This is a genomic window from Variovorax sp. LjRoot84, assembly GCF_964254305.1.
Taxonomy (GTDB): domain Bacteria; phylum Pseudomonadota; class Gammaproteobacteria; order Burkholderiales; family Burkholderiaceae_C; genus Variovorax.
The window spans coordinates 3,162,005-3,175,668 of sequence record NZ_CAXUTE020000001.1 but is presented as its reverse complement, the minus strand read 5'-3'; the positions used below and the strand labels follow the sequence as shown (position 1 = coordinate 3,175,668).

The following is a 13,664-nucleotide window of genomic DNA, read 5'->3' as shown; positions in this document are numbered from 1 at the left end:
TCATGACATCAGACGCCGATCGGCGGCCTTGCGCATCCACCGTTGGATTTAGGCGTTGGCCGTAGCGCATGCGCGGGATCGCCGGAAGGCCTACCGCCGCGCGGGCCGCCGCCATAGGATCGAATCCACAAGGAGACACCCATGCCCACCTTCAACACCGTTCTGATCGACAAGGACCCGCAGCACCCGCGCATCGCGCGCCTCGTGCTCAACCGGCCCGAGAAGCTCAATGCCATCGGCAACACCACGCCGGCCGACATCCGCCACGCGGTCGAGTGGGCGCAAGCCGAGGACGAGGTGCACGTGATCGTGGTCGAAGGCGCGGGCCGCGCCTTCTGCGCCGGCTACGACCTGGGCGAATACGCCGAGGGCAAGGCACAGGACGGCACGGCCGACCATCCCTGCAGGCAGGAGAAGACGCCGTGGGACCCGATGCTCGACTACGCCGCGATGAAGGGCAACACCGAGGACTTCATGTCGCTGTGGCGCTGCACCAAGCCCACCATCGCCAAGGTGCACGGCTACGCGGTGGCCGGCGGCAGCGACATCGCGTTGTGCTGCGACCTGCTGGTGATGGCCGAGGACGCGAAGATCGGCTACATGCCCACGCGCGTCTGGGGCTGCCCGACGACCGCGATGTGGACCTACCGGCTGGGCGCGCTGCGCGCCAAGCAGCTCATGTTCACCGGCGACACCATCGACGGCACGCAGGCCGCCGAATGGGGCCTCGCCAACTTCGCGGTGCCGGCCGAAGAGCTCGACGCGGCCACGCTGAAGCTGGCAGAGCGCATCGCCGGCGTGCCGCGCTCGCACCTGATGATGCACAAGCTGGTGGTCAACCAGGTCTGGCTCTCGATGGGGCTGGAGCAGAGCCAGATGTTCGCCACCGTGTTCGACGGCATCACGCGCCACAACCCCGAAGGCATGTGGTTCCGCCGCCAGGCCGAGGTCGAGGGCTTCAAGAGTGCGGTTGCATGGCGCGACAGCGGCCGGCCGATTCCTGAAGGCGACGAGGCGCGCGCCCTGGTGGCCGAACTCGAGGCCCGGGCCGCTTCAGCCCCGCAGCGCTGAGACCGCCTGTCCGGCCAGCACCACGCCGAGCACCAGCATCACCAGGCCCACGAGCGCATCGAGCCAGCGCCAGGCCACCGGCTTCGCGAACAGCGGTGCCAAGAGCCGCGCACCGGCGCCGAGCCCCGCGAACCAGCTCGCGCTGGCCAGCGCGGTGCCCGCCACGAAGGCGCCCTTGCCGAGGCCGGCCTGCTGCGCGCCGACGGCGCCGACCAGGAGCAGCGTGTCGACGTACACGTGCGGATTGAGCAGCGTGAAGGCGACGGTCTGCGTCATCACGCGGCGCAGCGAGTTCCGGCCCGCACCGCCCGCGCCCGCATGCAGCGCAGCAGGGCGCAGCGCACGCCGCCAGGCGAAGGCGGCATAGACCAGCAGGAACAGCGCGCCGCCGACGGTGAGCGCCGGCGCCACGAGCGGCAGGCGGTCGAGCACCTGGCCCATGCCGACCACGCCGACGGCGACCAGCACCGTGTCGGCCAGCGCGCAGAACAGGATCACCGGCCACACATGCTCGCGCCGCAGGCCCTGGCGCAGCACGAAGGCGTTCTGTGCGCCGATGGCGACGATCAGGCCCAGGGTCAGGCCGAAGCCGGTGGCGAATGCGGGGAAGGCGAAGGGGGTCATGCGCCGATGATTGGCGCTGCGGCAGAATCAGTCCAGTTAACTTTTCTGCGGCTGCATTAGGAATACTTCATTGCTCGACTACCTGTCCCTGGCCGCCGTTGCGCAGGTGGTGCGCGAAGGCAGCTTCGAACGGGCGGCGCGCGCGCTGCACGTCACGCCGTCGGCGGTGTCGCAACGCGTCAAGCTGCTCGAAGATCGATTGGGCCTTGCGCTGATCGTGCGCGGCTCGCCCTGCGTGGCGACCGAGGCGGGTGCCTGGCTGTGCCGGCATGTAGAGCAGGTTGGCATGCTCGAGCGCGATCTGCAGCGCGCCATGCCTGCGCTCGGCGCGCTCGACGCCGGCGATCAGCGCGTCACCTTGCGCGTGGCGGTCAACGCCGACAGCCTGGACACCTGGTTCGTCCCCGCGATCGCGGCCTTCAGCGCGAGCGAGCCGGCGCTGCTCGACCTGAGCCTCGACGACCAGGAGCACACGGCCGAGTGGCTGCGCACCGGCGCCGTGCTGGCCGCCGTGACCGCCAGCGCCAAGCCCGGCCAGGGCTGCCGCAGCGTGCCGCTCGGCCACATGCGCTACTTCGCCACCGCGAGCCCGGCCTTCAAGAAGAAGTACTTCGCGGACGGCGTGACCGCGCAGGCGTTGGCCGCGGCACCGAGCCTGGTTTTCAACCGCAAGGACAAGCTGCAGGCGCAATGGCTGCGGGCGGCCTGCGGCAAGCCGGTCGAAACGCCGCGGCACTGGCTGCCTTCGCCGCAGGCCTTCGTGGCGGCCTGCGTCGCGGGCATCGGATGGGGCACGAACCCGGCGAGCCTGGTCGAAGCGCAGCTGCGCGACGGCTCGCTGGTCGAGCTGGTGCCAGGCGTGGACCTGCGGGTGCCGCTCTACTGGCATCACGTGCGCCTGAAGATCCCGATGCTCGACCGTCTCACCGAGGCGGTGGTGGCAGCGGCGCAGACCGGGCTGGAGCCGCTCAGGGCCACCAGTGACGCACGGTGACCGCGATCACGCGCGCCGCATGGCGCCGGATGTCCGTGTGCGGTGAGGGCGCGGGGTTCGAAAGCGGGCGCCGCGAGGTCGGCGTGATCAGGAAGAGACGAGGGACTTGCCGGGGAGCAGGGCTCGGAAGATGAGGGAATGACATGGCCGGGCGCCTTGGGTTTTTCTTGGAGGGCGCCCCATGTTATATGTATAAAAACACAGTGTCATGACACGCTCCTGCCAAAGTCGAACTTCAGCCCGCGGTGCGCTTCACCTGAACCGTCGCTTCCAGGCCTTCATAGGCTTCCGCCTTGCCATACCAGCTGCCGCTGATCGGCGCGGCCTGCGACGGGTCGCGCGCCACGCCGACGCGGATCAGCTGGCCGCTGCCCATCAGAAGGTTGTTGGTGGGATCGAAAGCGACCCAGCCGGCGCCGGGCAGGTAGGCATGCAGCCAGGCATGCGTCGATCCGGCGCCGGAGACGGATGAGCCCGGCTCGACGCTGCCGGTGTCGAGCGCGGCATCGTAGATATAGCCCGAGACGAAGCGCGTGGCCACGCCGAGCCGGCGCGCGGCCTCCATCATGAGCAGTGCGTAGTCGCGGCAGCTGCCGCTGCCCAGCGCCAGCGTTTCCAGCGGCGTCTGCGTGCCTTCCTCGTCGCGGGCCGCGTAGGTCAGGCTCCGGCCGATGTGCGCATTCATGCGCGTGAGCACCTCGCGCGTGCTGTTGGGCTTGTCGGTGTGGAGAAACTGGTGGGCCCAGCGGATCAGCGTGCCTTCGGGGTCGTCGTGGTGCGGGCGCAGATAGTGTTCGAGGTCGAGCCGCTCCTGCACCGAATAGGCGAAGGGCAGGTACTCGGCGGCCGGTTCCAGCGGCAGTTCGTTCATCGGCGCCGGCACGTGCTCGATGGTGAAGGCGCAGACGATGCGCAACTCGGTCGCCTCGCCCATCGGCTGCACCAGCGCCACCGAATTGGAGTGCGGGTCCTGGATCATGCGCACGTAGGCCTCGGGGCTGACCTGCAGGTCGGTGGCCAGCACGCGCAGGTCGTGGCTGTCGCGCGGCCTGAACATCACGCGATGCAGGCCGAAGCTCACCGGCTGGTTGTAGCGGTAGATCGTGGTGTGGGTGATGTCGTAGCGGATGGGCATGGCGAATTGTCTACCGTGTATGAGGTAGACACCGTCCGTTTGGAGGGCGCTTTCCGCCGAACGACACATTGTGAAGTCGAAGCGCGTCCCTAGACTGCACAGCGAAGGGGGTCCTATGGAAAAGGATTCCAAGTCCGGGCTGGGCGGTCTTTCAGGCAACGGCCTCATCGCGGTGATGCTGCTGCTCGCGGGTGCGCTGTTCGTGCGCGAGGCACCGCTCGAAACCACCCGTCTGCCGGCCGGCGAACCGCGCTTTGCGCAGCATTTCTCGCTGCAGGATGTCGACGCGCGGCTCTGGCAGGATCCCTTCGGCGCGGTCGCCAAGGGCCGGGTGGAGGCCAGGAAGAACGACGCGAAAAGGGCGGAGGCGGACGACGCGCGGCGCACCGCCGCCGACCTGGCCCGGGAGATCCGGTCCAGGCAGCCGGTGGAGATCCTCGCGGTCATGCTGCCGGGCGGACCCTACTCGGAGAACGTCGAAAGTCGCAGGCGAGGACGCTATGCGGTGCTGGCAGGCCTCAACGCAAGCCGGCTCTCGCCCGTCGATACCGAACATCTGGGCTACTTCTTTCCGCCGCCGGTTCGTCCCGGTCCGTACGCGAGATCGCCGGAGCCCATACCCTACGAGTGGTTCGAACCCACACTGGATGCGCGCGGGAACAACGATGATCTTCGGCGCGTGCTCGTCATGTGGCTTCGGAGCGAGGCTTTCGACAATGCACCGTTCGCGCGGATGGCGGAACTGGCGCGGCCCTTTCTCGAGTCCGGCGCGAGCTGGCGCGTCATTGGACCGAACGGTTCGGACGGGCTCAAGGCCATGATCGACGAAGCGGCGAAGTCCAGCCTCAAGGGCAAGGTGCCCGCGCCGCCGATGCGCTTCTATTCGCCGTACGCGACCGTGCCCGACGATGTCCTGCTTCCGGACGCCGAGTCGAGCCTTGCCGACTTCTTCGAGTCCAGGGGCGCGCTGCTGGTGCGCACCATCGGCAACGACGGAGGTCTCGCCACCAGGCTGATCGATGAACTGGAGCTGCGCGGCCTGAGGCCGCTCACGATCGAGGCGCTGGGGCCGGACCGCGGCGAATCGGATCCGCCCCCGACGCTGACGGCGGAGCAAGAGGTGGAGGCCTACCGGAAAGCCTGCCGTCCGAGCAACGGGGAGAAGCCGGACCCTGCGCCGAGCCATGTCGCCGTGGTGGCCGAGTGGGACACCTTGTACGGCCGCAGTCTGCGGCGCGAATTCCGGCCCGCGGCGAACGAGCGCGGTTTCTGCATCAACTCCTTCAACTATGTGCGCGGACTCGATGGCCAACTGCCTGCGGGCGGCCAGGGCGCGTCGGATTCCGCCAGCGGCGGCAAGCAGGCGCCAGGCGACAAGGATGCGACCCGTCGCAAGGACGGTACCTTCATCGAGCGCGCCGAAGGCCAGAGCCAGTTCGACTACCTGCGCCGTCTCGCCGTGCAGATGCGCGAGAAGGACCGACGCGTACGTGCCGCCAGTGCCGACGGCATGGGTCTGCGCGCGATCGGCGTGTTGGGCAACGATGTGCACGACAAGCTGCTGGTGCTGCAGGCGCTCAAGCCGGAGTTTCCGAACGCCATCTTCTTCACCACCGATCTGGATGCGCGCTTCCTGCATCCGCGCGAGCAGGCCTGGACACGCAACCTCATCGTCGCCTCCAGCTTCGGCCTGCGCCTGCGGGACGAGCTGCAAGGCGGCGCACCGCCGTTTCGCGACAGCTACCAGGTGTCCACTTTCCTGACGACACGGATCGCCATGGACGACGCGCGGCATCCCACGCGGCCGTTGTCGCAGGCGGCCATTGCCCGGTGGTTCAAGACACCGCGGATCTTCGAGATCGGCCGCACCGAGGCCTTCGAGTTCTACGGTCGTCCGGCGAACGAGGGCCCGCAGAAGGCCACATCGAATCCGTGCCGGGGCGAGGGCTGGACCGCATGCGAAGACGTCCATCCGCCCGCATCGGCCCGCTATCCGATGCCGCGGGAGGCCACGCTGATCCTGATCGCGAGCCTTCTCGTGCTCGCCCTGTGGGCGCCCGCGCTCTTCATCAGCCTCGGCGCACGGCGCTTCCTGGGGCGCTTCGTCGCCCGCGCACCTGACGGCTCCGCGCTGCTCGCGCGCTATGCGGCGCTGGCGGTGCTTGTCGTGCTGCTGCAGCTCGAGCTGCCGCTCTGGCTGGCCGCCCACTGGCAGCCCTTTGCCGAGTGGCTCACGCGCGAAGGCAAGCCGCTGACTGCGTTCGAAGGCATCAGTCTCTGGCCGACGGAAGCCATTCGCGTGCTAAATCTGGTGCTGTGCCTGTACCTGCTCTTCCGGGGCTGGGGCGCGCTCACGCGCAACCTCGACGAGATCACGCGCGAATTCCACCTGGGCCGCACGCGCCGCGAACTGATTGCCGAGCAGCGCGAGGCCCAGGCGCGGCTGCGCTGGTGGCAGAAGCTGGCCCAGGTGTTCTCGATGCGCTTCGTGCCCGCCGCCAGCCGCTCAAAGCAGGCCGCGCACGGCATGTTGGCACCCGTGCTCGACTTCTGGAAGCGCTACGTGGCGCAGAACAGGCTCAGCGCGCGGCTGTTGCGCACCACGGCCTATGTGGCCGCGGCGCTGCCATGGAGCTACCTGATCGTGCTGGCCTTCGACGAAGATCGCTCCGTGCCGTACCGCGGCGATCTGTCCCTCGCGGTGCACGACGGCCTGCGCATTCCGTCGCTGGTGGCGATGTACTTCCTGGTGTTCTTCGTCGTCGATGCGACCGCCTTCTGCGTCGGCTTCGTGCGCGGCCTGCGCGAGCAGGCCGCGAACTGGCCCGAAGCCACGCTGGATCTGTTCGAGGCGCAGACCGGCATCCCGCGGGCCCACCTGGACAACTGGGTCGACCTGCAGTTCATCGCGCTGCGCACGCGCAGCGTCACGCACCTCATCTACTACCCCTTCATCGTGATTTCGCTGCTGCTGCTCTCGAGGAGCGCGGTGTTCGACCGGTGGACCATGCCGGTGAGCACCATCGTCCTGTCCGTCGGCGGGGCGGTCGTCGCGCTGGGCTGCGCGCTGGCGCTGCGCCTTGCCGCCGAGGCCTCGCGCCGGCATGCGCTCGACCTGGTCAAGGATGCGCTGATGCGGGCGAACGCCAAGGCGCCGGCCGCGCCCGGCGAGGCCACACCCAAGCAGCTCGAACTGCTGCAGTCGCGCATCGAGAGCTTGCGCATGGGCGCCTTCGCCCCGTTCTGGCAGCAGCCGCTGGTCAAGGCGGTGCTGCTGCCTTTCGCCACGCTGGGCGGCTCGACGCTGTTGGACTATCTGGCGCTGGCGAACATCTGAGTGCTGGAACGCTGCGCATCCAGGGCCCGCGCTTGCGACGCCGAAAGCGGCAAGGGCTCGCCGTGCCACTGTGCCGCAAGCAGTTCGGCACACAGCGCGGCGAATGTGAGGCCGCGCGAGCCCATCGCGGTGCAGAGCCACACGCCCTGCGACGATGCCGGGTCGAGTGGGCCGACCAGCGGCCGGCGGTCGCCCGACGCGCAGCGCACGCCGGCCCATGCCTTCGCGTCGCCGCGCTCGAACGCCGACGAGAGCTGCAGCGCAGCATCGGGATGGAGCCTGGCGAGCCGCTCGCGGTTCGATTCGGTGTCGGCGCCGCGTGGCGCGGCATCGCTGCTGTCGCGGTCGAAGGTGGCGCCCGTGAGCCAGAGCGCGCCATCGGCGTCGGGTACATGCGCAATGAGATGGCCGTCGCCGTTGATCGGCACGCGAGGCAGCCGCGTGCCGTCGTCCATGCGCCCCCAGGCGACTTGGCCGCGCACGGGCTGCAGCGCCAGCGCGGGCGCGAACGCACGGCTTTCGAAGCCGGCGGCGATGACCACGCGTTCGGCTTCGGCCAGCAGGGCGCCTTGGGCGTCGTGCAGCGTCCAGCAGGCGAGCCCGGGTTGCGGCGCTTCGATGCGTGCCACGCGCCGTCCGGTGGCGAGCTCGATGGCGGGCTGCGCCAGCCAGGCCTGAACCAGCCGCGCCGGCCGCACCCAGCCGCCGCGCGCATGCCAGAGTGCAGGCGCATCGGCCGGCAGTCCGGTTTCGCGAATCTGCGCGGCCGAGGCGTGCCACGATTCATTGGGGCCTTCGGCCGTCCAGTCGGCGGGCAGGCGATCCTGGCCCGCGGCGCGCCGTTCGAGGACGCCGCAGGCCCGCCAATCCCTGCCTTCCGCCAGCAGCGCCTCAAGCTGCTGCCACGTGGCTCGCACGCCGGCGCGGGTCAGGCGCGACAGCAGCGCGTCGTCGGGTGACACATGCGGCGCGAGCACGCCGACGGGCAGGCCCGAGGCCCCGGCCGACGGGCGATCGCCGGCATCCAGCACCGTGACCTGCCAGCCGCGCCGCGCCAGGCTGGCCGCCACGGCTGCACCGGCTAGTCCCGCACCGATCACCGCGCAGCGCCCCGGCGCCGCGATGGGCGCGGGCAGCGGCGCGCGGCGCCGAATCTGCCAGGCCGGCTCGAACACGCCCTGCAGGCAATCGCGCTTGGGCGGCAGGCCGGGCGCCCTGCGGAGCTGGAAGCCGCGCTGCGCCAGCGCGTCGCGCACCGTCCGTGCGATGGTCCAGCTCGCGATGCGGGTGCCGCGCCGCGCAAAACGTGCCACGGCCTTGAGTGTCTCGGGCGACCACATCTGCGGATTGCGCTCGGGGCTGAAGCCGTCCAGAAAGATGCTGTCGGCCTCGAAGTGCTGCTGCGTGCGCAGCATGGCCTGCACATCGCCGATGCACAGCGTGAGCAGCACGCGGCCTTTGTCGAAGACCAGTCGATGGAAGCCGGGCAACAGGCCCCACCACTGCGCCCCCAGCTCGGCGGCCAGCGGGGCAAGTTCCGGATAGGCCGCGGCGGCGCGCAGCAGATCGTCGCGCGACACCGGGTGCGCTTCGACCGAGACGAAATGCAGCAGGCGCGGGCGCTGAGGATCGGCTCGCCAAGCCTGCCAGGCTGTCAGAAAAGAGAGGCCGAGACCAAAGCCGGTTTCGAGAATCCGCCATTGCGGGTGCCCGGCCCAGGCCTCAGGCAAGCCGCAGCCGGCCAGAAACACATGCCGGGCCTGCGCCAGCGCGCCGCTTTCGGAGTGGTAGATATCGCCAAAGCGCGCGCTCTGCGGCACGCCGTCGGCCCGCCAATCGACCGGCTCGGTCATGGCGCGGGCAGGCGATCAGTTCGTCGGGGGAACGTAGCCCTGCGCGACGTCAGCGCCCTCGCCGAAGAAGTGCTTTTCCATCTGGCGCGCCAGGTACTGGCGGGCACGGGCATCGGCCAGGTTCAGTCGGTTCTCGTTGACCAGCATGGTCTGCTGCTTGAGCCAGGCGGCCCAGGCTTCCTTGCTGACGTTCTCCCACAGGCGTTTGCCGAGTTCACCGGGGTAGGGCGGGAAATCGAGCCCTTCGGCCTCTTTGCCGAGCTTGATGCACTGGACCATGCGTGCCATTTGGATTGCCTTCGTGTGGGTTGCTTAGTTGATTTCGCTATTTAGAACTGAGAACTCGGTCGTTCCAGTTTCTTTATGCGCTCTTCAGAATTCGCAGCTTCACTGTTATGCCCTCCTGAGCACAAGACCATGAGCTTTCGCCGCGACTTTATCAAGCTTTCCCTCGGCGCCGCCGCTGCCGCCAGCATCGCCCTGACGGCATTGCCGTCGTTCGCGCAAAGCGTGACCTTGCTCAACGTGTCCTACGACCCGACGCGCGAGCTCTACGTCGACTACAACAAGGCCTTCGCCAAGTACTGGAAGGGCAAGACCGGACAGGACGTGAGCATCAAGCAGTCGCACGGCGGCTCCGGCAAGCAGGCGCGCTCGATCATCGACGGCATCGACGCCGACGTCGCCACGCTGGCGCTGGCCGGCGATACCGACGCGCTGGTCAAGCATGGCGGCCTGGTCAAGGCCGACTGGCAGAAGCGCCTGCCGCACAACTCGGCACCGTACACCTCGACCATCGTCTTCCTCGTGAAGAAGGGCAACCCCAAGGGCCTGAAGGACTGGGACGACCTGGCCAAGCCCGGCGTGCAGGTGATCACGCCCAACCCCAAGACTTCGGGCGGCGCGCGCTGGAACTACCTGGCCGCATGGGAGTTCGCCAAGCGCAAGTACGGCGGCGACGCCAAGGCCCGCGAGTTCGTCGGCAGCCTCTACAAGAACGTGCCGGTGCTCGACACGGGTGCGCGCGGCTCGACCATCACCTTCGTGCAGCGCGGCGTGGGCGACGTGCTGCTGGCCTGGGAGAACGAGGCCTTCCTGGCGCTGAAGGAATTCGGCCCCGACAAGTTCGACATCGTCGTGCCCTCGGTCAGCATCCTGGCCGAGCCCACGGTGACGGTGGTCGACAAGGTGGTCGACAAGAAGGGAACGCGCGCCGTGGCCGAGGAATACCTCAAGTACCTCTACTCCGACGAAGGCCAGGACATCGCCGGCCGCAACTACTACCGCCCGACCTCCGACAAGGCCAAGGCCAAGTACGAGAAGCAGTTCCCCAAGCTCACGCTGTTCACCATCGACCAGGCCTTCGGCGGCTGGGCCAAGGCGGACAAGGAGCACTTCGCGGACGGTGGCTCCTTCGACCAGATCTACACGGCGAAGCAGAAGTAACCAGCTCGCCCCCAGGCTCCCCGCACTTCGTGTCGGTACGCCAACCCCCTGCCGGGGGCGGCCGGGCGCGGCGGCCCCCTGAAAAAGAACCATCTTCGAACGAAAGCAATCGTGACTGTTCTCCTGATTGCCGGCAGCCCGTCGGCGCCTTCGCGCTCGGCCGTGCTGCTCGATGCGGTGGCCGCGCGGCTCGCGCTGCGCGACGTGCCGGCCGATCGTCTCGCGATCCGCGAGCTGGCAGCACATGCGCTGCTGCTGGGCGAGGCTTCGCATCCCACCGTGCAGCATGCGGTCGAACAGGTGCGGCGCGCCGACGTGATCGTGATCGCGACGCCTGTCTACAAGGCGGCCTACAGCGGCGTGCTCAAGGTCTTTCTGGATCTGCTGCCGCAGTCCGCGCTCAAGGGCAAGACGGTGCTGCCGCTGGCCACCGGCGGCAGCCCGCACCACATGCTGGCGCTCGACTACGCGCTGCGGCCCGTGCTGCAGTCGCTCGCGGCACGGCACATCCTGCCCGGCGTGTATGCGACCGACGGCCAGGTCACGCTGCAGCCCGAGGGCGCGTACCAGCTGCAACAGGAGCTCGCCCAGCGGCTCGACGATGCGGTGGAGACGCTGGCCAGCGAAGGGCTCAAGCTGCCCGCCACCAGCGGCTTCGAGCCGGTGCCCTTCTCGCGCGTGCGATGTAGCGTCTGAGCCCGGGCCGGCCGGCCCGGCGCGAGAGCGCCTCCCCCCCTTCTTTTTCCACATTGGTTTTTCGCCGCCGGCGCGCGGCGCGGGACAACTCACGCCTGAAAGACATCCGCCATGAACCCTGTCAGCACCGAAGACCTTGCCATCGATGCGCCGCCGCGTCCGCTGTGGCGCGCGCTGCGCGACCTCGCCATCAGCGTGGTCGTGGTCGCCGCCATTGCGCTGATCGTCGGCTTCATTACCGCCACCTGAGCCGCTGGCTCCATCCATCGAAAGCATCACCATGACATTGCATTCATCGAAGCGCCGCCAACTGGTCCAGGGCGCCGCGGCCGCGATCGCCTTGCCTTCGCTGGCGGCACTTGCCCAGGCCCCGGCGCGGCAGTTGCGCATCGGCCATCAGAAAGGCGTGCTGAGCCTGCTCAAGGGCCGCGGCACGTTGGAGAAGCGGCTGGCGCCGCTCAAGGTCTCGCTCAAGTGGACCGAGTTCACGGCCGGGCCGGTGCAGCTTGAGGCGCTCAACGTCGGCTCGATCGACTTCGGCGACGTCGGCGAAGCGCCGCCGATCTTCGCGCAGGCCGCGGGTGCGCCGCTGGCCTATGTGGCGGCGACCGTGCCGCGCCCGCAATCGGAAGCGGTGCTGGTGCCCAAGGGATCGGCGATTCGTTCGGTGGCCGACCTCAAGGGTAAAAAGGTCGCACTCAACAAGGGCAGCAACGTCCACTACTTCCTGGTCAAGCTGCTGGAGAAGCACGGCCTCGGCTACGGCGACGTGAACCTCGCCTTCCTGCCGCCCTCGGATGCGCGCGCCGCCTTTGAGAAGGGTTCGATCGACGCCTGGGTGATCTGGGACCCGTTCCTGGCCGCGGCGGAGAAGACGCTCGAAGCCAAGGTGCTCGCCGACGCCACGGATGTGGTGGGCAACCGCGCCTACTACTTCTCCTCGCTCGGCTATGCAGAGAAGAACGCCGACGTGATCCGGATCCTGACCGAGGAGATCGACCGGGTCGACCAATGGGGCCAGACCAACAAGAGCGCGTTCGCGGCCGAGCTTTCGCAGCTGTGGGGCATTCCGCAGCCGGTGGTCGACGTCGTGGTGGGGCGCGCGAACTACGGCACGAGGCCGATCACCAAGGCGGTCCTGGCGGAGCAGCAGAAGATCGCCGACACCTTTTTCTCGCTCGGGTTGATCCCCAAGAAGATCAACGTGCTCGATGCAGCGGCCGCCGGTATTGCCTGACAGCGCGCTGTTGCGGCTTCGCGCAGTGCGGGTGCTTCGCACCACGGCACTGGCGTGGGGCCTGCGGCGCTTTCTCTTCGCCATCTGATCGAGATCACACCATGCAAGTCTTCTGGTTTCTTCCCACCCACGGCGACAGCCGCTACCTCGGCACCACCGAGGGCGCGCGCCCGGTCGACCTGGCCTATCTGCAGCAGGTTGCCGGCGCGGCCGACCAGCTCGGCTACGAGGGCGTGCTGATCCCCACCGGCCGCTCCTGCGAGGACCCGTGGGTGATCGCGGCCAGCCTGGTCGGCGCGACGCGGCAACTCAAGTTTCTGGTCGCGGTGCGGCCCGGGCTGCACCAGCCCAGCCTGGCCGCGCGCATGGCCGCGACCTTCGACCGGCTCTCGGGCGGGCGCGTGCTCGTGAACCTGGTGACCGGCGGCGATCAGTCCGAGCTCGAGGGCGACGGCGTCTTTCTCGACCATGCAGCGCGCTACGAGCAGTCGGCTGAATTCATCCGCATCTGGCGCGAGATCATCGCGCGCAGCCATGAAGGCCAGAGCTTCGACTACGAAGGCAAGCATCTGAGCGTGAAGGGCGCGAAGCTGCTGTACCCGCCGACGCAGAAGCCTTATCCGCCGGTGTGGTTCGGCGGCTCCTCGGCGGCGGCGCACGAGCTCGCGGCGGAACAGGTCGATACCTACCTGACCTGGGGCGAACCGCCGGCCGAAGTGGCAAAGAAAGTGGCCGACGTTCGCGAACGCGCCGCACGCAAGGGCCGCACGGTGAAGTTCGGCATCCGCCTGCACGTGATCGTGCGCGAGACCGAGGACGCGGCGTGGAAGGCTGCCGAAGAGCTGATCAGCCGCGTCGACGACGCCACCGTGATCCGCGCCCAGGCCGCCTTCGCGCGCATGGACTCCGAAGGCCAGCGCCGCATGGCCGCCTTGCACGCCGGCGGCGCCAAGCGAACCCGGGCCGAGCTCGAGATCTCACCGAATCTCTGGGCCGGCGTGGGTCTGGTGCGCGGCGGCGCCGGCACGGCACTGGTGGGCGATGCGAAGACGGTGGCGGCGCGCATCGAGGAGTACGCGGCGCTGGGCCTCGACAACTTCATCCTCTCGGGCTACCCGCACCTCGAAGAGGCCTACCGCTTCGCCGAGCTGGTGTTCCCGCTCTTGCCGCGCAAGCGGCGCCCGAGCCTGCCGGGCGGGGCGCTGACCGGTCCCTTCGGCGAGGTCGTCGCCAATCTCGATGCGCCTTCGCGCCTCGTTTCGCAAAGCTGA

At 68.8% G+C, this 13,664-nt stretch carries 12 protein-coding genes; 8 read left to right on the top strand and 4 right to left on the bottom strand.

Annotated features, from left to right (window positions below):
* The first annotated feature begins 141 nt into the window (after positions 1 to 141).
* Complete coding sequence (locus ACSQ9I_RS15900) at positions 142 to 1,071, top strand: crotonase/enoyl-CoA hydratase family protein (RefSeq protein ID WP_436309034.1); 930 nt, start codon at positions 142 to 144, stop codon at positions 1,069 to 1,071.
* On the opposite strand, the gene ACSQ9I_RS15895 is transcribed toward ACSQ9I_RS15900, so the two are convergent.
* A complete protein-coding gene (locus ACSQ9I_RS15895) occupies positions 1,054 to 1,695 on the bottom strand; it encodes a LysE/ArgO family amino acid transporter (RefSeq protein ID WP_436313733.1) in 642 nt (213 codons plus the stop codon). The two genes, ACSQ9I_RS15900 and ACSQ9I_RS15895, sit on opposite strands and share 18 nt — an antisense overlap.
* Before the next feature lie 70 nt (positions 1,696 to 1,765).
* On the opposite strand from ACSQ9I_RS15895, the gene ACSQ9I_RS15890 reads away from it, so the two are divergent.
* Positions 1,766 to 2,689: a LysR family transcriptional regulator ArgP gene (locus ACSQ9I_RS15890; protein WP_093108782.1), complete on the top strand. Its 924-nt coding sequence runs from the start codon at positions 1,766 to 1,768 to the stop codon at positions 2,687 to 2,689.
* A 235-nt stretch (positions 2,690 to 2,924) separates the two neighbouring features.
* Here ACSQ9I_RS15890 and ACSQ9I_RS15885 read toward each other — a convergent pair whose 3' ends face one another.
* Positions 2,925 to 3,824, bottom strand: a complete 900-nt coding sequence (locus tag ACSQ9I_RS15885) for a transglutaminase family protein (protein WP_093108781.1) — start codon at positions 3,822 to 3,824, stop codon at positions 2,925 to 2,927.
* Positions 3,825 to 3,939: 115 nt separating this feature from the next.
* On the opposite strand from ACSQ9I_RS15885, the gene ACSQ9I_RS15880 reads away from it, so the two are divergent.
* Positions 3,940 to 7,161: a hypothetical protein gene (locus tag ACSQ9I_RS15880; RefSeq protein ID WP_436313732.1), complete on the top strand. Its 3,222-nt coding sequence runs from the start codon at positions 3,940 to 3,942 to the stop codon at positions 7,159 to 7,161.
* On the opposite strand, the gene mnmC is transcribed toward ACSQ9I_RS15880, so the two are convergent.
* Both mnmC and ACSQ9I_RS15870 read right to left on the bottom strand, forming a co-directional pair.
* Positions 7,137 to 9,014 carry an FAD-dependent 5-carboxymethylaminomethyl-2-thiouridine(34) oxidoreductase MnmC gene (gene mnmC, locus ACSQ9I_RS15875; protein ID WP_436313731.1) on the bottom strand — a complete coding sequence of 626 codons (1,878 nt, stop codon included), beginning with the start codon at positions 9,012 to 9,014 and terminating at the stop codon, positions 7,137 to 7,139. The genes ACSQ9I_RS15880 and mnmC overlap by 25 nt on opposite strands.
* Positions 9,015 to 9,029: 15 nt before the next feature.
* Positions 9,030 to 9,302: an oxidative damage protection protein gene (locus ACSQ9I_RS15870; protein WP_093108778.1), complete on the bottom strand. Its 273-nt coding sequence runs from the start codon at positions 9,300 to 9,302 to the stop codon at positions 9,030 to 9,032.
* Positions 9,303 to 9,431: 129 nt separating this feature from the next.
* Here ACSQ9I_RS15870 and ACSQ9I_RS15865 point away from each other — a divergent pair, with 129 nt between their 5' ends.
* From ACSQ9I_RS15865 to ssuD, 5 genes are all read left to right on the top strand, one after another.
* A complete protein-coding gene (locus tag ACSQ9I_RS15865; protein ID WP_436290265.1) occupies positions 9,432 to 10,460 on the top strand; it encodes a sulfate ABC transporter substrate-binding protein in 1,029 nt (342 codons plus the stop codon).
* 111 nt (positions 10,461 to 10,571) lie between these two features.
* A complete protein-coding gene (ssuE, locus tag ACSQ9I_RS15860) occupies positions 10,572 to 11,156 on the top strand; it encodes an NADPH-dependent FMN reductase (RefSeq protein WP_093108776.1) in 585 nt (194 codons plus the stop codon).
* 111 nt (positions 11,157 to 11,267) lie between these two features.
* Positions 11,268 to 11,405 (top strand): hypothetical protein, encoded by a 138-nt coding sequence (locus ACSQ9I_RS15855; RefSeq protein WP_436304174.1) that lies wholly within the window; start codon positions 11,268 to 11,270, stop codon positions 11,403 to 11,405.
* A 31-nt stretch (positions 11,406 to 11,436) separates the two neighbouring features.
* A complete protein-coding gene (locus ACSQ9I_RS15850) occupies positions 11,437 to 12,393 on the top strand; it encodes a sulfonate ABC transporter substrate-binding protein (RefSeq protein WP_436313730.1) in 957 nt (318 codons plus the stop codon).
* Between the two features lie 101 nt (positions 12,394 to 12,494).
* Entirely contained in the window at positions 12,495 to 13,664 is a 1,170-nt protein-coding gene (gene ssuD, locus ACSQ9I_RS15845; RefSeq protein ID WP_436313729.1) for an FMNH2-dependent alkanesulfonate monooxygenase, read from the top strand.